Source organism: Stenotrophomonas sp. CASM106, from assembly GCF_049384825.1.
GTDB lineage: Bacteria > Pseudomonadota > Gammaproteobacteria > Xanthomonadales > Xanthomonadaceae > Stenotrophomonas > Stenotrophomonas muris.
Genome location: NZ_JBMRFS010000003.1, coordinates 493,045 through 510,754 on the forward strand (window position 1 = coordinate 493,045; position 17,710 = coordinate 510,754).

A 17,710-nucleotide genomic window follows, 5' to 3' on the forward strand; every position below is an offset into this window, starting at 1 on the left:
CTCAGATACCCAGCAACGACGCCGGTTGCCAGTCCGACAGGCGGGCGTGGCTGACCGGTTGATGGCAGCCGCACCCGTCACAACGGAACAACGCCCCGCCCGGAAGTTGCACCAGGTTGTCTTCGCTGGCAGAGCTGGTCGACGAGCAATGCCGGCAGGTGACCGTGAGCGCAGTGATGCGCTGCACGCTGCCTGATAGATCGAACACGGCCTCGAACGCGCGAATGACAGGGTGGGCAGTGTCCGGCATCTGAGTCTCGACAGGGTGGGGAGACCTCATCGTCGCGCGCCGGCTGTGATGGAGCAGTCAGCCGGATGCATGGGCGCGATCAAGACAGGCGCGGCAACCGGGCGCGCACCTTCGTCAGGGATTGTTCTTCTTTCCGCTCAGGTCCAGCGGCTTGTCACTGCCCTTGCGCTCGCTCGACCACACTTCCATGCCCTTGTTGCAGCGGCTCTCGCGGGCAGCGACCTCGGGCGGCAGGTCCTTCAGGTGCGGCGACTCCTGGCAGGCTTGATGCATGTTGCTGTCGTCATAGGTGGCGCAGGCGCTGAGCGATGCGAGGGCGATGGCAATGAGGGTCGCGCGGAGCGGGGGCTGCAGGTTCATGGGGGGCCTCGGGTGATGCCAGGATGGCCATGGAATTCAAATCCGTGACACCGGGCATGCACAATCGGACCAACCGCACTTGTTATCCTATAACAGATGCGCGATAGTCCGGCCCCTGCCGGCGTCAGGCGATGCAGATCACCAGTACCGTGCACAGCACCAGCATCAGCACGAACACGCGTCGGCTCAGTGCCAGGCAGGCCAGATAGGCTGCGAGCGCCCACGCTGCCAGCAGCGCGCAGGCCATCACCCATAGCCCGATACCCATCATCGAACCCGTCGCCAACGCAGACAGTGCGATGGCCTTGAACAGCGCCACGCCCAACACGCTGCCCAGCATGCCGGCCTGCAAGGCGATGGCATCATGGCGGGCAGGTGCGCGATGGGGGTGCATTGCGGGTCCGGTACGGGCCGAGAGCGCGGCGTCGGCTGCACTGTGCCCAAATGCACATCCACGAAATGTGTTCATCGCGCGCGAAGACCGCGATGAAGCCCGTTCAGTCGAACTCACCCTCGGCCGATTCCAGGCGCTGCCGGTACGCCGCGCGGTGCTGGTACAGGCGCTGGCACTCGGCCGACCTGTGGATGCGGCTGCCGGGTTCATTGGCCACCGAGTCGCACATCCGCGCGATGTGATTGTTCTCCGCCAGTTCGGTGACGAAGAACACGGCAGTGATGCCGGTGCCAAGCAGCACGACATACAGCAGACGGCTGAGCCAGCGTGACAATTTCCGCTCGAAGTGCTGCTGGATGGTCAGGTCGAAGCGGATGATGCTGAGCACGATCCAGACGATGGCGACCAGGAAGCAGAGCGTGGGCAGCAGGTCGCGCCAGATGCCTGCTTCGTAGACCGACTCGCTGTAATGGACCGCAGCTCCGGCACCCGCGATGGCAATGGCCAGCGCCCAGTTGCGGCCCAGTGAGAGCAGGTCATCGAGCAGCTTTTCGTGGTTCCTGGTTGGTCCTGCTGCCACGAGGGTTCCTTCTGCGTGTTGCGACCGGCGACGGGCTGCCGCCGATCGTGCAGATGGTGAAGCATCGATTCGGTGATGAGAAGCCTGCCCGCTCAGTATCCTCCTGCGCGTGCACCGATCCAGCGCCGGTAGCGGCGGGTCCGGCACTTTGCGGCCGCCTGTGCCAGCAGCAGTGCCCAGACGGGCGAAACACCCGGCGCCGTGGGCCGGAGCCTGCTCAGCCGCGCCAACTGGTACTTCACTGCGGCCATGTGTGCGCTGGCGGCCAACGGTTTGTTGCGCCAGTCGATGGTGCGCAGTGTCGGCACCGGGTCGCGGCCCTGCTGCCAGCGGTGTGGCAGATCCGGCTCGATCGCCAGCGCGGTTGCGACGCCGACCATGGCCACACCGCTGTCAAGTACCTGATCGGCCACGGCGCGACGGCGGATGCCACCGGTGACCATCAGCGGCATGGTTGCCACCGTGGCGATCTCACGCGCGAACTCAAGGAAGTAGGCCTCGCGGGCCAGGCTGCGCTGGTCGCGTGCGGCACCGGTCATGGCCGGTGCTTCGTAGCTGCCACCGGACAGTTCGACCAGGTCCACGCCGAGCGGCGCCAGCATTTCCACCACTGCGCGCGCATCCTCGGGCGAGAAGCCACCGCGCTGGAAATCGGCGGAATTGAGCTTCACGGCCACCGCGAACGTGGGCGACACGGTGGCGCGCACCCCCTGCACGATCTCCAGCAGCAGGCGCGCACGGTTGTGCAGGCTGCCGCCCCAGCGGTCGTCGCGGCGGTTGGACAGCGGCGACAGGAACTGGCTGAGCAGGTAACCGTGCGCGGCATGGATCTGCACGCCACTGAACCCGGCGCGCTCGGCCAGCTCGGCGCTGCGGATGAAGCGGGCGATCACCTCTTCGATGTCCGCCTCGGTCATCGCCCGCGGCGGTGCGAACTGCCTGGACAGCGCGCCCATCTCCAGGGCGACGGCTGACGGCGCGAGTGCCGGTTGGCCGAGTGCGGCCGGCATCTGCCTCCCGGGATGGTTGATCTGCATCCACATCTGCGCGCCCCGTGAGCGTGCCGTTTCGGCCCAGGCGATGAAGCGGTCAAGGTGGCGGTCGTCTTCCAGCACCACGCCGCCGGGGCCGGTCATGGCGCGGCCATCGACCATCACGTTGCCGGTGATGATCAGTCCTGCGCCGCCATCGGCCCAACGCTGGTAGAGCTGCAGCAGCGCAGCGGACGGCGCGTGGTCGGCGTCGGCCATGTTTTCCTCCATCGCGGCCTTGGCAATGCGGTTGCGGATGATGGCACCGGAGGGTAGTGCCAGGGGCGAGAACAGCGACATCGGACAGCTCCAGGACAGGGGAATGGCGCTACGCTAACCTTCAAGTTTTATTGAAGGTCAACAGACTCCCATGGCGAGGATTCAGGCAGATGAAGATCGGTGAGCTGGCCCGCCTCACGGGCCTCGCGGCGTCGCGCATTCGCTTCTATGAAGACGCGGGGCTGCTGGTGGTGCAGCGCCAGGCCAATGGCTACCGTGACTATCCGGAACAGGCGGTGCTGTTGCTGGAGTTGATCACGGGCGCGCAGCGTGCAGGCTTCAGCCTGGAAGAGATCCGCGCCCTGCTGCCACCGGACATGGGCCAGTGGCAGCATGAGGCGTTGATCACGATGCTGCAGCAGAAGGTGGCTGACATCGAAGCGTTGCAGCTGCGGCTGGCAGAGAGCCGGGCGCATCTGCTGGCCCTGATCGAGGACATCCAGGCGCGGCCGGACGGCATCGACTGTGCAGCCAATTCGCGGCGGGTGCTGGACCGTGTGAAGCGCGGTGAGCTGGCGCGGCCGACCCTGGTGGCCGGCGATACAGCGTTGCTGCGACCAGATCGCCGTCGCCGCAGAGGCAGCGACTGACGATCCGGCGCAATGTTCAGTGGCTGCCGACGACGGCGGTGCTGCGCTTCTTGTCCAGCATCACCGCCACGCACCACAGCAGCAGGCCGCCGATCGCGGTAGCCGCGCCGACATAGCCGGTACTGGCCGGGCTGAAGCCGGCGCTGATTGCCATGCCGCCCAGCCACGGGCCGAGTGCGTTGGCAGTATTGAAAGCGGCGTGGTTGGAGGCCGCCGCCAGCGTCTGCGCCTCACCGGCCACGTCCATCAGGCGGGTCTGCAGCACCGCCGCCAGTGCGCCCATGGTGCCGACAGTGATGATCATCGGGCCGATGGTCCACACCGACTGTGCGGCCAGCGGATACAGCAGCAGCATCACGATCGACCACAGCAGCACCACGGCGGCGGCCTTGAAGTGGAACTTGTCCACCAGCCAGCCACCGGCGATGTTGCCGATGATCGCGCCGATGCCGAACACGCCCACCGCCAGCGGCATCCACGATTCGGCCACGCCGGTGACCTGCACCAGGGTCGGTGCCAGGTAGGTGAACACGCAGAACATGCCGGCGAAGCCGACCGCGCCGATCGCCAGCGCCAGCCACACCTGGGACGTGTTGAAGGCGCGCAGCTCGCGCATCGGCGAGGTACGTACTTCATCCGGGTCCGGCAGCAGGAAGCGCGCGATCATCGCCACGGTGGCGATGGCCAGCACGCTGACCAGGGCAAAGGCGGTGCGCCAGCTCAGCTGCTGACCCAGCCAGGTCGTCAGCGGGTTGCCGACCAGGATCGCGATAGACAGGCCCAGCAGCACGCGTGACATCGCCTGGCCGCGCTGGCCTGCGGGACTGATCGCCGCGGCCACCAGCATCGCCACGCCGAAGTAGGCGCCATGCGGCAGGCCGGCGACGAAGCGCGCCACCAGCATCGTGCCGTAGTTCGGTGCCAGCGCGCTGGCCAGGTTGCCGACCGCGTAGAAGCCCATCAGTGCCAGCAGCAGCTTGCGGCGCGGGAAGCTGGCGCCGACGAAGGCGAGGATCGGGGCGCCGACCACCACGCCGATGGCATAGGCGCTGATCAGATGCCCGACCTGGGTTTCGGAAATCGACAGGCCGCGGCTGATCTCCAGCATCAGGCCCATGCTGGCGAACTCGCTGGTGCCGATGGCGAAGCCACCCAGTGAAAGGGCGAGGATGATCAGGGTGCGCTGGCGGGGCGTCAGCCGCGCAGCCAGGGAAGAGGTGGGGCTCATGCGGGGGCGCGATGGGGGGCGGGAGCCGCCCATTGTACTGCTGCACTGCAGCAGGAGCAGCAGCACTCAGGGTAAATCAGCGTTTGATCGGTGACACGCCGGCCCGCCGCGCCTCGTCGCGTCCGGCTCAGATGCCCAGCGCCGCCCGGGCATGAGCGTACTTTCCGTGCAGGCGTGCGGCCGTCGCCGCATCGAGCATCGCCAGCCGCTGCGGATCGGCGTTGTCATCCAGATCGGCGCGCTTCACTTTCAGTGCCAGCGGGTGGGCGGCAATGCGCGCGTAGTAGCTGTCCGCGTCGGGTGCTGCATCGCGGTTGAGCAGTTGCACCGCCTCGCGCAGCGGTGCGGGAAATACCTCGATCCGCGCGGCAAACGCCGGGCAGTCCTCGGCCACGTCATGCAGCCAGGCCACCACTTCGGCGTCATCGTCGCCGCGCACCGCAGCCGCCACCCGCGCCACATGGCCGATGTAAGGCTGGCCGGCCTTGTCGATCTGCCCCGCGTGGGCCTCGGTGGCCAGCGTGCGGGCAAGTGCTACCCAGTCCATTGCGGTCTCCTTGGATATCCGCGCACAGTTTCGCGCAGAAGCCGCAGCGGTTGTGGATGCGCCCATGACGCTGCCACCGGCATGATGGCGGGGCAGGGGGCGCAGTGTTGCCCCGACAAGGAGGAGTGCGATGCAGGAATTCAGGCATGTGCTGGAAACCCGTGGCCGCTACCAGCTGGTAGCGGTGTCCCACGAGCCGGTGTACGCTCCCGGCGATGTGGTCGGCCATGCGGTCGTCGCCGACGATGGGGATCGTCTGACCGACCTGATATCACTGGCCGAAGCGCGCCAACGCTTGCTGCAACTGGTGCGTGAAGAGGGCGAGGAGCCCGGGCTGGAAAACGAGAACCACCTGCGGAAGAAGGCGTCGCGCTGGCGCCACCGCTAGGCCGTCGCGCCGCGTGCGCATCATGGAGGATTCGGGTGTTGCCCAGTAAGAAGTATCTGCTCATCGCCATCATCACGCTGGCGACCCTGTTGCTTGGTTTCGTGTTTTCCGGCTACTTGACCTTGCTGTTCCTGGGGCTGGACACCCAGCTGTTCACCTGGAACACCTACTACCAGTACGTCCACGCCATCGGCCAACCGCAGGTCGCGCCCTTCGTGGGCAAGATCAAATGGGCGGGCTACGTAGGCTTCGGCCTGCCCCTGCTGGTGCTGCTGGTGGCCGGCCTGGTGCTGCTGCTGAAGAAGGACAAGCGCTCGCTGCACGGCGACGCGCGCTTCGCCACCGGCGCCGACCTGGCCAAGCACGGCATGTTCAAGAAGACCGGCCAGAGCATCGTGGTCGGCAGCCATGGCGGCAAGCTGGTGCGCCTGGATGGCCAGCAGTTCGTGATCCTGGCCGCGCCCACCCGCTCGGGCAAGGGCGTGGGCGTGGTCATCCCGAACCTGCTGGAGTACGGCGAATCGCTGGTGGTGCTGGACATCAAGCAGGAGAACTTCGACCTGACCAGCGGCTGGCGCGCCAGCCAGGGCCAGGAGATCTACCTGTTCAACCCCTTCGCCGAGGACCGGCGCACGCACCGCTGGAACCCGCTCAGCTACGTCTCCGACGATCCGGCCTTCCGGGTGTCGGACCTGATGAGCATCGCCGCGATGCTGTACCCAGACGGGGCCGAGGACCAGAAGTTCTGGGTCAGCCAGGCACGCAACGCGTTCATGGCCTTTACCCTGTACCTGTTCGAGAACTGGGACGACGAGCGCAGCAGCGGTTTCCCGGGCGGCGCCGGCACGCCCACGCTCGGTGCGGTGTACCGTCTGTCCTCCGGCGACGGCACCGACCTGAAGAAGTACCTCAAGACCCTGTCGGAGCGACCGTTCCTCAGTGCCAATGCCCGTTCGGCGTTCGCCAACATGCTGTCGCAGGCCGATGAGACCTTCGCCTCGATCCTGGGCACCTTCAAGGAGCCGCTCAATCCCTGGATCAACCCGGTGCTGGACAAGGCCACCAGCAGCAACGACTTCCTGCTGACCGACGTCCGCAAGAAGAAGATGACCATCTACATCGGCATCCAGCCCAACAAGCTGGCCGAGAGCCGGCTGATCATCAACCTGTTCTTCAGCCAGCTGATCAACCTCAACACCAAGGAACTGCCCAAGTCCAACCCGGACCTGAAGTACCAGTGCCTGCTGCTGATGGACGAATTCACCTCGATCGGCAAAGTGGAGATCATCGCCTCGGCGGTCTCCTACATGGCCGGCTACAACATCCGCCTGCTGCCGATCATCCAGAGCATGTCCCAGCTCGACGCCACCTACGGCCGGGAAGTCTCTCGCACGATCATCACCAACCACGCGCTGCAGATCCTGTACGCGCCGCGCGAACAGCAGGATGCCAACGACTACTCGGACATGCTGGGCTACACCACGGTGCGCAGGAAGAACGTCACCCATGCCCGCGAGAAGACCCACAACTTCACCGAGGAACGGCGCGCGCTGATGCTGCCGCAGGAGCTGAAGGCGATGGGGCCGGACATGGAGGTGTTCCTGTACGAGGGGATACCTCACCCGGTGAAGTGCGACAAGATCCGGTACTACAAGGATCGCTACTTCACCTCGAGGCTGCTGCCGAAGGTGGACGTTCCGATGCTGAACGTCTAATTCACGTCGCTGAATTTGTGATCACAATTCGTAGTTAAGAATGTGAATTCGTGATTTCGGTCAAGAATTTGGCATTTGTTCATGGATTTTCAGACTTGTCTGACATGGAATTGACGCGTGGTTGTGCGACCCTGTGCATGTCGTTCAGAAATGTGTGATGGATGGCAGATGTTGTAGAGCAGGGTGGCCAGGAGTTTGTGCCATGAAACAAGGATGGTTTCGACGTTGGTGAGGTATGCGGGTGTGTCGTCGGCAGTGTCTGGCGGCCCCGCGACTTGGTTGGCAGCCGTTGGCTGCAGGGGAGCCGGAGCAGGTGTGCTGCCAGTCAGTGCGTCGCTCCGATTCCGGCGTGCGCGACGCAGCGCCGGACGACCAGGGGGCCAATGCTCGGGACTGCTTTTTCGTACGTCAAAGTGAAGCCCGTATGAATCAGGCGTTTATCGCGAAAATGTCCATCGCCGCAGTGGCGGCGTTGATGGTGGCCGGTTGCGCCACCAAGTCCGCTCCCGATTTCGGAGGCCGCTGGAAGCCGGTCAACCGCTTTGCTGCGGCACCCACCGAGATCCCGCTGTACTCCAGCTACGTCTACCAGGCCTCGCCGATGGATGGCACGCTCAAAGCCATGCTCGAGCGCTGGGCCAAGGATTCCGGACGCACGCTGGATTACCGCCTGAGCTCGGACTTCACCCTGTACGGCGCGGTCTCCAGCATCGACACCACCAACGCTCAGCAGGCCGTGATCGATCTGACGGCGGCCTATGCAGCGCAGGGCATCTCCGTCTCCATCGTTGGCAACCAGATCGTTGTGCAGAGCGCTGGCTCGACGCCGACCGCGTCGGCACAGGGCGCTGATTCAAACAGCGGCACCTGAGTCCACCTCGAAATCATCGAACGTGCCGCTCCCCGCGCCTGTCGCAGGGGTGCCACGCCCATTGATGTTTCAGCAGTACGGAAGAATCCATGTTCCGCAAGAAGGATCCCGGCAATAGTCCCAAGGTCGAGCAGTCGGTCGCCAAGGCGGTCAGCTACGAGATCACCGTGGCCGACATGGCGCGCCGCAGCGAGCGGCGTGCGTGGTGGGTCGCCACAGGCTCGTTGCTGATGTCGCTCGCACTGGCGGGCGGCTACTACTACATGCTGCCGCTGAAGGAAAAGGTGCCGTTCCTGGTCATGGCCGATGCCTACACGGGTACGGCGACCGTCGCGCGGTTGAGTGGCACGTTCCAGGGCGAGACGATCACCACCAACGAAGCGATCAATCGCAGCAACGTTGCCCAGTACGTGCTCGCGCGCGAATCGTATGACTCGGCGGTGATGGGCCTGCGTGACTGGGAACTGGTGTTCGTGATGTCCACCGATCCGGTGGCGCAGTCCATGCGTGTCCGCTATGCCGGCAACAATCCGCAGAACCCGTTCGTGATGTACGGTCGCGAGCGCGCCATCCGGGTCAAGATCCTCAGCATCACGCCACTGGGGGCCGAGCCGAACGGCAGCTTCCGCGGCGCTTCGGTGCGCATACAGCGCAGCCTGCTGGACAAGCGCACCGGCGTCTCTACCTACCTGGACAACCAGCTGGTGACGATGCGCTTCAGCTACAACCAGAACCTGGCGCTGTCCGAACAGGATCGCATCCTGAACCCACTGGCGTTCCAGGTCACCGAGTACCGCGTCGACAACGACTACTCGCGTGGCGTGCCGGTGCCGGATGACGGCGCCATGCAGGCGCAGGCGCAGCAGGCCGCACAGGCGGCGCAGCAGGCACAGGGTGTCTACGATCCCAACAATCCGGCCGCGGCCACCATGATCGATCCGGCCACCGGCCAGCCGGTCGCGGCTCCGGTCAACGGCCAGGTGCCGGGCCAGGCAATGCCGGGCCAGCCGGTACAGGGTCAACCCATGCCGGGTCAGCCGGTGCAGGGGCAAGCAATGCCGGGGCAGGCCATGCCCGGACAGCCGGCCATGAGGCCGGCGCAGAACAATTCCACCGGAACTGCTGATGGAGCAAGCAACCGATGAGTAGTCGAAATATCAGGGGAAGCGCGCTGGCGCTGCTGTCGATGTTGTCGTTGCTGTTCTCAGCAGCGGCGATGGCGCAGGCGGTTGACCACTACGAGTACGAGAAGGACCGTATCTATCCGGTTCGCACCGGCCTGGGCCTGACCACCCAGATCGAGTTGAGCCCGAACGAGAAGATCCTCGACTACAGCACCGGCTTCAGCAGCGGCTGGGAACTGACCCGTCGCGAGAACGTGTTCTACCTCAAGCCGAAGAACGTCGACGTCGACACCAACATGATGGTGCGCACCGAGACCCATTCCTACATCTTCGAGCTGAAGGTGGTGGCCACCGACTGGCGCCAGCTGGAACAGGCCCGTCGTGCCGGTGTGCAGTACAAGATCGCCTTCGTCTATCCGAACGACACCGTGTTCGGCGTCGCCCAGGAAGCGGTCGAGGAAGAGGCCAAGCCGTTGCTGAGCTCGGAACTGGCCAAGGACCGCCAGTACAACTTCAACTACTCCTATTCGACCAGCAAGGCGAAGAAGATGGGGTGGCTGATCCCGGTCAACGCCTATGACGATGGTCGTTTCACCTACCTGAAACTGCCGAATTCGCCGGAGTACAAGACCGGCATCTTCCCGGCGGTGTTTGGTCGTGAAACAGAATACGGTGAAGACTTCGTGGTCAACACCACGGTTGAAGGCAATACGCTGATCGTGCACGGGACACACCCGTACCTGGTCATCCGCCACGGCGACTTCGTCGTCGGCCTGCGAAGGAACGTGAAGAAATGAGCCAGCAGAACACTCCCGGAAACGACCCGAACAACGGACGCGACGAGAGCCAGAGCCCGTACGGCGCACAGGGTGCCGCGGACGCGCCGTCGAACCCGTACTTCGGCACGACCCAGGCCGAGCCTGCGCCGGATCTGGATGCGGCCGCGCCGCAGCTGCGCTCGGCCGAAGAGCAGCGGCTGAACCGAAAGGCGCTGCTGTTCCTGGGCGGCATCGTGGTGCTGCTGGTGGCCATGGGTTTCCTGCTGTTCCGCAAGGGCCAGGATGACAAGGACGCTGTGCAGAAGGTGCCGGACGTTGCGCGCGTGTCTACGCCGACTCTGCCGGACGCCGTGCAGACGAGTCCGGTGCCCTCCCAGGCCATGCAACCGGTTGATCCGATTCCGATGACGCCGCCGCTACCGCCGCCGCCGCTGGATTCCACCCCGCTGTTCGTTCCCCAGTCCGATTCGGCGCGCGAGATTGACCGTGGCCCGACTTTGCTGGACCGCCGCATCGGCTCCGGGAGCGGGGTGGGTGGTGGTGATGGACAGGATGGCAACGGGAGCAATGGCGGCCGCGGCATGGATGAGTACACCCGTGCCATGCTGGCCCAGCTGCCCAACAATCAGGCGGCGCCGGCAAAGGTTCGCCGCGGCCCGGACGTCGAGGATGTCTCCAGCGCCACCTACATCCAGAGCCCCGACGCGCTGCTGGTGCGTGGCACCTACCTGCGTTGCGTGTTGGAAACCCGAATCATCACCGATCTCGCCGGCTATACCTCGTGCCTGCTGACCGAGCCGGTGTACTCGATCAACGGTCGCAACCTGCTGCTGCCGAAGGGCTCCAAGATCTATGGCGCCTACGGCGGCGGTCCGATGGGCAAGCGCGTGGAAGTGATCTGGGATCGCATCACCACTCCGAATGGCATCGACGTTGCGATGTCCAGCCCGGGCGTGGATCAGCTGGGTGGCGCCGGTCATCCGGGCCAGTACAGCGCGCACTGGGGCAGCCGTATCGCCTCGGCGCTGATGATCAGCCTGATTTCCGATGCCTTCAAGTACGCAGCCGCCGAACACGGTCCGGAGACCACCACCATCGCCAATAACGGCATGACGGTGCAGTCGCCCTATGAGAGTGCTACCGCACGCACGATGGAGCGCCTGGCCAACGAGGCACTCAGCAGCAACCGTCGTCCGCCGACCGTCACCATCAACCAGGGCACGATCGTGAACGTCTACGTCGCCAAGGACGTCGACTTCACCAACGTGCTGCACCCCCGCCGGTAACCCAACGAACGATCATGGACGCCGAAGTGTCACCCCTCGCCCTCGTCTCCAGCGATTTCCTGCGCTATCAGTACGAGGTGCTGGGCATCGCCGAGTACATGACGTCTCCGGAAGTGACGGAAATCTGCATCAACCGTCCCGGTGAGCTGTACCTGGAAACCCGGGCGGGGTGGCAGCGGGTGGACGTGCCGAGCCTGACCTTCGAGCGGGCCCGGCAGTTCTGCACGGCGGTGGTGAACGAGAGCAACACCGGCCAGCGCATCACCGATGCCGATCCGGTCGTGTCGCTCACGTTCCCCACCGGCCAGCGTGCGCAGTTCGTGATTCCGCCGGCCTGCGACGCTGGCAAGGTGTCGATCACCATCCGTCTGCCGTCCAAGCACACCAAGTCGCTCACGCAGTATCACGAAGATGGATTCTTCAATCAGATCCTCGAAACCGATGGCAGCATCAGCGAGCAGGATCGTGAGCTGCTGGAGCTGCGCCATTCGCGCGAGTACGCCGAGTTCTTCCGGCGTGCGGTGATGTACCGCAAGAACATCGTGGTATCCGGTGCGACCGGTAGCGGCAAGACCACCTTCATGAAAGCGTTGGTCAATCATATCCCGGACAACGAGCGACTGGTCACCATCGAGGACGCGCGCGAACTGTTTCTGACCCAACCCAATGTCGTGCACCTGCTGTATTCCAAGGGTGGACAAAGCACCAGCAATGTCAGCGCCAAGAGCTGCATGGAAGCCTGCCTCCGCATGAAGCCCGAACGCATCATCCTGGCCGAGCTGCGCGGTGACGAGGCGTTCTACTTCATCCGTAACTGCGCGTCCGGCCACCCGGGGTCGATCACCAGCTGCCACGCCGGCAGTCCGGAACAGACCTGGGACCAGCTGGCATTGATGGTGAAGGCCTCGGCCGAAGGTTCGGGCCTGGAGTTCAACGTGATCAAGCGACTGTTGATGATGACGATCGATATCGTCGTGCATATCAAGGCGCATGCCGGCTCGCGCTACATCACCGGCATCGACTTCAATCCTGGGCGTGCCCAGGGGCAGGAGGGCTGAAGGATGCTGCCAGGACTGGAAATGATGGCGTGCCCGGAGATGGCCGTCTCGATGGATGTGATGCAGCATGTAATCAACGTCGAATCGTCGCGCAATCCCTATGCCATCGGCGTGGTGGGCGGTGCACTGGTGCGCCAGCCCAAGGCCTTGGATGAAGCGCTGGCGACGGTACGCATGCTGGAAGAGAAGGGCTACAACTTCTCGATCGGACTGGCCCAGGTCAATCGCTACAACCTGGGCAAATACGGGCTGGATTCCTACGAGAAGGCCTTCCAGCAGTGCCCGAACCTGCAGGCTGGTTCGCGCATCCTCGCCGAGTGCTACAAGCGCTCCGGTGGTGACTGGGGCAAGTCGTTCAGCTGCTACTACTCGGGCAATTTCGAGACCGGCTTCCGTCATGGCTACGTGCAGAAGATCTACGACTCGATCCGCCGCGGGCAGCAGGTCGCCAGTAATGGTGTCGCACCGATCGACGTGGTCAGTCGGGGGGAGCGCCGCGCGGTGAAGGTCGAGCATCACCCGCAGCTGGCTTCGCCGGCGCAGGCGCGCATCGTTGCTCAATCCAATGGCCCCGTGTACGTGCCGTCGGAAGATCCCGCACGCGCCTATGTCGTGTACCCGTCCACCGGGGCGATGGCGCGGGGCAGCCTCCTGAACATCGCCGACCAGGCACTGTCCAAGGTGGTACTGGGTTCGGTGGATCGGATGATGCAGCTGCAGGCGCAGCCGGCCCAGGCGGGCGCTTATCCGCAGCAGCAGGCCGGCGGCATGCCGCAGCAGCTGCCACAGCAGGGCCCCGCACAGGCGATGGCCATGCCGCAGCAATTGCCGGGCGCGGCTGGCGCCGGCAATGAGGGGCCAGTGATGCTGCGGCCCTGGAGCGAGCGCAACCAGCCTGTCGCCGGTGGCGACAATTCATTCAACGCACCGGTGCAGGCTGCGCCGGTGCAGCAGATTCCCGCAGGGGATGCGGCCTTCGTGTTCTGACGAAGTCGTGGTGCGGCCAGTCCCCCGGCTGGCCGATTCAGTTGTGTTAGTCCATCAACAAGGAAATCAATCCATGAAGCGATCCAATCTCGACCTCGTCCAGGCCCAGCGCACGCTGAAGACCCTGCTGATGGCCACGATCTTCGTTGGCGCACTGTTCGCCCCGCAGGTGTTCGCAACCGGCACCGACTTCGGCGGCACCGACAAGAAGGTCTGCGGTTTCTTCTCCAACATCAACGGCCTGCTGAACATGGCCTCGATCGCCGTCGTGACAATTGCGGTGATCTTCGCCGGCTACCAGATCGCCTTCGCGCACAAGCGCATCGGTGACGTCGCGCCGATCCTGATCGGTGGCGTGCTGATCGGTGCCGCCGGCCAGATTGCGCGCATGCTGCTGGGCGAGGGTAGCGACGGCAAGTGCGGTGGTGGCACCAGCACCTCCTACCTGATCAACCACGTGATCCAGTACTACAGTGCATAAGAACGTCGTGTTCCGCGGCTGCACGCGCCCAGCGATGTTCCTGGGCGTCCCCTACCTGCCATTTTTCATGGTGGCAGGTGGGTTGCTGCTGCTCAGCATGTACACGAACTTCTGGTTCCTGCTCACCATTCCGGTGGCGGTCTTCATCATGCGGCAGATGGCCAAGCGTGACGAAATGATCTTCCGCCTGTTGGGCCTGCGCCTGATGTTCAAGCTGAAAGTCCGCAACGTGCAGGAACACGATGGCATGTGGGTATTCAACCCCAACCATTACCGCGACAAGCCGGCCCGAATGGATTGAGGTCCGGATCCGGCCTGGCGGGCGTCTGCGCCCGCCGGGTCTTTTGTAACTCCTTGGCACTACCTCTTTGGAAGCAGTCGTATGTTCAGCCCTGACACCTCCATCAGTGAGTTCATTCCGTTGTCGTCGCATGTCGCTCCGAACGTGGTCAAGACCACGGGCGGCGATTACCTGCTGACCTGGCATCTGGAAGGGCTGCCGTTCGTCGGCCGCGAGGAGTGGGAGCTCGAACATCGCCACAACACGTTCAACCGCCTGCTGCAGACGCTGCGCGCGCCGGATTTCGTCAACGTCGCCTTCTGGGTGCACGACATCCGTCGTCGCCGCACCCTGAAGGGCAAGAGCAACTACAAGCAGCGCTTCAACCAGGATGTGTCCGATCAGTACATGGGCATGTTGTCCTCACAGCGCATCATGCAGAACGAGCTGTACCTGACCATGATCTACCGCCCCGTGGTGGCGGGTAAGCGCTTCGTAGAGAAGTCGGCAAACGTGGACAAGCTGCGCGCCGAGCAGGAGCAGGCGGTCGAAAAGCTGATGGAGCTGGCCGGCAACGTCGAGGCCGTCATCCGGGACTATGCGCCATACCGCTTGGGAATGTACGAGGCCAAGAACGGCGTGGTGTTCTCGGAAACGCTGGAGCTGTTCGGTTACCTGATCAATCGCATCGACGAGCCGGTGCCGGTGCTGTCGGCACCGATCAAGGACTACCTGCCTGTCAGCCGCCATATGTTCTCGGCCAAGACCGGCGATTTCGCGATCAATACCCCCAATGGTGCCAATCACTACGGCGCCATCCTGAACATCAAGGAGTATGCCGAGGGCACTTACCCGGGCATCCTCAACGGCCTGAAGTACCTCGACTACGAGTACGTCATCACCCATTCGTTCAGCCCGATGGGGCGGCAGGACGCGCTGAAGGTGCTTGATCGCACCAAGGGCATGATGATCTCCTCCGGCGACAAGGCGGTCAGCCAGATCGTCGAGCTCGACCAGGCCATGGATCAGCTGTCGTCCGGCAACTTCGTGCTGGGTGAATACCACTTCATCATGGCGGTCTACGGTGACACTCAGGCCAAGCTATCGCAGAACGTCGCATCGACCCGCGCCGAGCTGTCCAACGCCGGCTTCGTGTCGACCAAGGAAGACCTTGCGGTCACCTCGTCCTTCTATTCGCAGCTGCCGGGCAACTGGCGCTATCGTACCCGCCTGGCCAATGTCAGCTCGCTGAACTTCCTGGGCCTGTCGCCGCTGCACAACTTCGCGACCGGCAAGCAGCACAACAACCCGTGGGGCGACTGCGTCACCACGCTGCAGACCACCAACGGCCAGCCGTACTACTTCAATTTCCACGCGACCCATCCGTCGGAAAACTCGCTGGGCGAGAAGGCGATCGCCAATACCATGGTGATCGGCAAGTCCGGTACCGGTAAGACCGCGCTGATCAACTTCCTGCTCAGCCAGGTTCAGAAGTACGAGCCGTCACCGACCATCTTCTTCTTCGACAAGGATCGTGGTGCGGAGATCTTCGTGCGCGCCTGCGGTGGCAACTATCTGGCCCTGGAGAACGGCGCGCCGACCGGTTTCAACCCGTTCCAGTGCGAGAACAACGAAGCCAACGTGCAGTTCCTGGCCGACCTGATCAAGGTGCTGGCCGGCAAGCGTGAGTACAGTGCGCGCGAGGAAGAGGACATCTACCGCGCGGTGGAAAGCATGCTCGATACGCCGATGCACCTGCGCAGCATGACCAACTTCCAGAAGAGCCTGCCCAACATGGGCGACGATGGGCTCTACGCGCGCATGCGCCGCTGGACCTCGGGCAATTCGCTGGGCTGGGTATTCGACAATCCGGTCGACACCGTTGATCTGAGCAAGGCCAATATCATCGGCTTCGACTACACCGACATCATCGACAATCCCGAAGTGCGCGTGCCGGTCATCAATTACCTGCTGCACCGCCTGGAGTCGCTGATCGATGGTCGTCCGCTGATCTACGTGATGGACGAATTCTGGAAGATCCTGGATGGCGAAGGTGGCCTGAAGGAGTTCGCGAAGAACAAGCAGAAGACCATTCGTAAGCAGAATGGCCTGGGCATCTTCGCGACGCAGAGCCCGGAGGACGCGCTGAAGAGCGACATCTCGGCAGCGCTGATCGAGCAGACTGCCACGTTGATCCTGCTGCCGAACCCGAACGCCAGCAAGAGCGACTACATGGACGGCCTGAAACTGACCGAGGCCGAGTTCAAGGTGGTCACTGCCCTGGACGAGCGCTCGCGCTGCTTCCTGGTCAAGCAGGGTCACGCGTCCAGCGTGTGCCAGCTCAACCTGCGCGGCATGGATGACATTCTGTCGGTGATCTCGGCGTCCACTGACAACATCGACATCATGCATCGGGTATTGCAGACAGCTGCGGTACGCGCACGGGTGACGGTGGATGAGCTGACGCCGGAACAGTGGCTTGAAGATTTCTACAAGAATCGAAAGGGCTCGGGCAAGGCGGCTGTCGCAGCGCGCGACACTGTTACCTGATCCGCGAGACGGCCTGCCCGAAGACTACGAGTTCCGATCAATGGAGACTGATATGAACAATACCAAGCAAGCTTCCTCGCCCCGCCGCCGCGCGCCCCGTCTTGCAGCGATGACCGTGGCAGCCATGATGGCGCTCGGCACCGGCAATGTCAGCGCCTGGATTCCCGTGCAGGAGACCGGTACCAGCCTCATCCAGCACCTGCTCAATCAGATCAACACCTACAAGACCGAGGCGACCGTCTACGCGGCCAAAGCGCAGGACGCGGCCGAGTACGTCGAGCAGAACACCCGCTGGATCCGCACGCTGGAGCAGTATCGCCAGGCGCTGATCCAGGTGCAGGCGGCGGTGAACAGCTTCGGCATGCCCGACAGCGCGCCGCTGGTGCCGGTGGCACCGAACTATCTGGTTGCCGAAACCTGCGGCAAGGCGCTGGACTTCAGCCTGGAGTCCGCCTTCAAGGTGTTCGTGTTCAATCCGCAGGCGGATGTGAAGGAGCAGCAGATGCAGATCTGCGTCAACATCCGGATGATGCAGAACCGCAAGTACAACGACGCGATCGATTTCCTGACCCAGACCGTTCCGCGCATCAACAACTCCTTGACCCGCATCCTCAAGATCCGCCTGACCAACAACGATCAGGGCACCGTGCAGGGTGCCGACAGCGAATCGCTCCGCACCGCCAATGACATTGCCGCACTTGCCCAGAGCTGGGAAGCACGGATGAAATCCTATGATGCCTATATCGAGGTCATGGAGGCCAACCAGAAGGTGGTGGCGCAGGCCGCATTGAAGGGGGACCCGACCAAGCAGCTGATCAGCGACATGGTCAAGACCACCGCACTGAAGGCCGCGCTCAGCGTCAAGTGATCGCAGGCCGCTAATACGTAGACATGCGCTGCAAAGCAATGCGGCATTTCATGCAGTAACGGAA

At 63.7% G+C, this 17,710-nt stretch carries 19 protein-coding genes and 1 pseudogene; 13 read left to right on the forward strand and 7 right to left on the reverse strand.

All coding sequences use genetic code 11. The features are described 5' to 3' along the window. Position 1: 1 nt before the first annotated feature. The 5 genes from VG556_RS09650 to VG556_RS09670 all read right to left on the reverse strand — a co-directional run bounded on the left by VG556_RS09650 (position 2) and on the right by VG556_RS09670 (position 2,915). A complete protein-coding gene (locus VG556_RS09650) occupies positions 2-250 on the reverse strand; it encodes a hypothetical protein (protein WP_014647589.1) in 249 nt (82 codons plus the stop codon). A gap of 114 nt (positions 251-364) precedes the next feature. Then, on the reverse strand, positions 365-610 hold the full coding sequence (locus tag VG556_RS09655; RefSeq protein ID WP_014647588.1) for a hypothetical protein: 246 nt from the start codon (positions 608-610) through the stop codon (positions 365-367). 124 nt (positions 611-734) lie between these two features. Further along, positions 735-1,004 carry a hypothetical protein gene (locus VG556_RS09660; RefSeq protein WP_032957425.1) on the reverse strand — a complete coding sequence of 90 codons (270 nt, stop codon included), beginning with the start codon at positions 1,002-1,004 and terminating at the stop codon, positions 735-737. A 103-nt stretch (positions 1,005-1,107) separates the two neighbouring features. Beyond that, complete coding sequence (locus VG556_RS09665) at positions 1,108-1,584, reverse strand: hypothetical protein (RefSeq protein ID WP_046431353.1); 477 nt, start codon at positions 1,582-1,584, stop codon at positions 1,108-1,110. A 92-nt stretch (positions 1,585-1,676) separates the two neighbouring features. Then, positions 1,677-2,915 (reverse strand): NADH:flavin oxidoreductase/NADH oxidase family protein, encoded by a 1,239-nt coding sequence (locus VG556_RS09670; protein ID WP_100450279.1) that lies wholly within the window; start codon positions 2,913-2,915, stop codon positions 1,677-1,679. A gap of 89 nt (positions 2,916-3,004) precedes the next feature. Here VG556_RS09670 and VG556_RS09675 point away from each other — a divergent pair, with 89 nt between their 5' ends. Beyond that, a complete protein-coding gene (locus VG556_RS09675) occupies positions 3,005-3,484 on the forward strand; it encodes a MerR family transcriptional regulator (protein WP_032957429.1) in 480 nt (159 codons plus the stop codon). A gap of 16 nt (positions 3,485-3,500) precedes the next feature. Here the strand turns inward: VG556_RS09675 and VG556_RS09680 are convergent, their stop codons facing one another. Together VG556_RS09680 and VG556_RS09685 are read right to left on the reverse strand one after the other, a co-directional pair. Further along, entirely contained in the window at positions 3,501-4,712 is a 1,212-nt protein-coding gene (locus tag VG556_RS09680) for an MFS transporter (protein ID WP_100450278.1), read from the reverse strand. Positions 4,713-4,839: 127 nt separating this feature from the next. Further along, positions 4,840-5,259 carry an HD domain-containing protein gene (locus tag VG556_RS09685; protein ID WP_032957003.1) on the reverse strand — a complete coding sequence of 140 codons (420 nt, stop codon included), beginning with the start codon at positions 5,257-5,259 and terminating at the stop codon, positions 4,840-4,842. A 130-nt stretch (positions 5,260-5,389) separates the two neighbouring features. Between VG556_RS09685 and VG556_RS09690 the strand changes: the two genes are divergently transcribed. The 12 genes and pseudogenes from VG556_RS09690 to VG556_RS09745 all read left to right on the forward strand — a co-directional run bounded on the left by VG556_RS09690 (position 5,390) and on the right by VG556_RS09745 (position 17,646). Beyond that, positions 5,390-5,647: a hypothetical protein gene (locus tag VG556_RS09690; RefSeq protein WP_014647581.1), complete on the forward strand. Its 258-nt coding sequence runs from the start codon at positions 5,390-5,392 to the stop codon at positions 5,645-5,647. Between the two features lie 35 nt (positions 5,648-5,682). Continuing rightward, complete coding sequence (locus VG556_RS09695) at positions 5,683-7,362, forward strand: type IV secretory system conjugative DNA transfer family protein (protein ID WP_014647580.1); 1,680 nt, start codon at positions 5,683-5,685, stop codon at positions 7,360-7,362. A 424-nt stretch (positions 7,363-7,786) separates the two neighbouring features. Then, on the forward strand, positions 7,787-8,233 hold the full coding sequence (locus VG556_RS09700) for a hypothetical protein (RefSeq protein WP_032957008.1): 447 nt from the start codon (positions 7,787-7,789) through the stop codon (positions 8,231-8,233). An 89-nt stretch (positions 8,234-8,322) separates the two neighbouring features. Further along, on the forward strand, positions 8,323-9,378 hold the full coding sequence (locus VG556_RS09705) for a virB8 family protein (RefSeq protein WP_049408147.1): 1,056 nt from the start codon (positions 8,323-8,325) through the stop codon (positions 9,376-9,378). Further along, positions 9,375-10,154, forward strand: coding sequence for a TrbG/VirB9 family P-type conjugative transfer protein (locus tag VG556_RS09710; protein ID WP_014037652.1), 780 nt, complete (start codon positions 9,375-9,377; stop codon positions 10,152-10,154). Before VG556_RS09705 ends, VG556_RS09710 begins: the two co-directional genes overlap by 4 nt. Next, complete coding sequence (locus VG556_RS09715) at positions 10,151-11,422, forward strand: TrbI/VirB10 family protein (protein ID WP_049408143.1); 1,272 nt, start codon at positions 10,151-10,153, stop codon at positions 11,420-11,422. Before VG556_RS09710 ends, VG556_RS09715 begins: the two co-directional genes overlap by 4 nt. Before the next feature lie 14 nt (positions 11,423-11,436). Further along, positions 11,437-12,480 (forward strand): P-type DNA transfer ATPase VirB11, encoded by a 1,044-nt coding sequence (gene virB11, locus VG556_RS09720; protein WP_100450277.1) that lies wholly within the window; start codon positions 11,437-11,439, stop codon positions 12,478-12,480. A 3-nt stretch (positions 12,481-12,483) separates the two neighbouring features. After that, positions 12,484-12,961: pseudogene (locus VG556_RS09725) on the forward strand (lytic transglycosylase domain-containing protein); the annotation flags it as partial. Between the two features lie 579 nt (positions 12,962-13,540). Next, entirely contained in the window at positions 13,541-13,948 is a 408-nt protein-coding gene (locus VG556_RS09730) for a TrbC/VirB2 family protein (protein WP_046431329.1), read from the forward strand. Continuing rightward, positions 13,941-14,249: a type IV secretion system protein VirB3 gene (locus VG556_RS09735; RefSeq protein WP_019660289.1), complete on the forward strand. Its 309-nt coding sequence runs from the start codon at positions 13,941-13,943 to the stop codon at positions 14,247-14,249. The genes VG556_RS09730 and VG556_RS09735 overlap by 8 nt, the downstream gene beginning before the upstream one ends. An 81-nt stretch (positions 14,250-14,330) precedes the next feature. Beyond that, entirely contained in the window at positions 14,331-16,778 is a 2,448-nt protein-coding gene (locus VG556_RS09740; RefSeq protein ID WP_049408136.1) for a VirB4 family type IV secretion/conjugal transfer ATPase, read from the forward strand. A 52-nt stretch (positions 16,779-16,830) separates the two neighbouring features. Further along, entirely contained in the window at positions 16,831-17,646 is an 816-nt protein-coding gene (locus tag VG556_RS09745; RefSeq protein ID WP_053091844.1) for a hypothetical protein, read from the forward strand. Positions 17,647-17,710: the final 64 nt, after the last annotated feature.

Bases quoted from the DNA above. Each gene is read 5' to 3' on its own strand.
- VG556_RS09650 (WP_014647589.1), bottom strand. From the start codon at position 250: ATGCCGGACACTGCCCACCCTGTCATTCGCGCGTTCGAGGCCGTGTTC.
- VG556_RS09655 (WP_014647588.1), bottom strand. From the start codon at position 610: ATGAACCTGCAGCCCCCGCTCCGCGCGACCCTCATTGCCATCGCCCTC.
- VG556_RS09660 (WP_032957425.1), bottom strand. From the start codon at position 1,004: ATGCACCCCCATCGCGCACCTGCCCGCCATGATGCCATCGCCTTGCAG.
- VG556_RS09670 (WP_100450279.1), bottom strand. From the start codon at position 2,915: ATGTCGCTGTTCTCGCCCCTGGCACTACCCTCCGGTGCCATCATCCGC.
- VG556_RS09675 (WP_032957429.1), top strand. From the start codon at position 3,005: ATGAAGATCGGTGAGCTGGCCCGCCTCACGGGCCTCGCGGCGTCGCGC.
- VG556_RS09680 (WP_100450278.1), bottom strand. From the start codon at position 4,712: ATGAGCCCCACCTCTTCCCTGGCTGCGCGGCTGACGCCCCGCCAGCGC.
- VG556_RS09685 (WP_032957003.1), bottom strand. From the start codon at position 5,259: ATGGACTGGGTAGCACTTGCCCGCACGCTGGCCACCGAGGCCCACGCG.
- VG556_RS09690 (WP_014647581.1), top strand. From the start codon at position 5,390: ATGCAGGAATTCAGGCATGTGCTGGAAACCCGTGGCCGCTACCAGCTG.
- VG556_RS09700 (WP_032957008.1), top strand. From the start codon at position 7,787: ATGAATCAGGCGTTTATCGCGAAAATGTCCATCGCCGCAGTGGCGGCG.
- VG556_RS09705 (WP_049408147.1), top strand. From the start codon at position 8,323: ATGTTCCGCAAGAAGGATCCCGGCAATAGTCCCAAGGTCGAGCAGTCG.
- VG556_RS09710 (WP_014037652.1), top strand. From the start codon at position 9,375: ATGAGTAGTCGAAATATCAGGGGAAGCGCGCTGGCGCTGCTGTCGATG.
- VG556_RS09715 (WP_049408143.1), top strand. From the start codon at position 10,151: ATGAGCCAGCAGAACACTCCCGGAAACGACCCGAACAACGGACGCGAC.
- virB11 (WP_100450277.1), top strand. From the start codon at position 11,437: ATGGACGCCGAAGTGTCACCCCTCGCCCTCGTCTCCAGCGATTTCCTG.
- VG556_RS09730 (WP_046431329.1), top strand. From the start codon at position 13,541: ATGAAGCGATCCAATCTCGACCTCGTCCAGGCCCAGCGCACGCTGAAG.
- VG556_RS09740 (WP_049408136.1), top strand. From the start codon at position 14,331: ATGTTCAGCCCTGACACCTCCATCAGTGAGTTCATTCCGTTGTCGTCG.
- VG556_RS09745 (WP_053091844.1), top strand. From the start codon at position 16,831: ATGAACAATACCAAGCAAGCTTCCTCGCCCCGCCGCCGCGCGCCCCGT.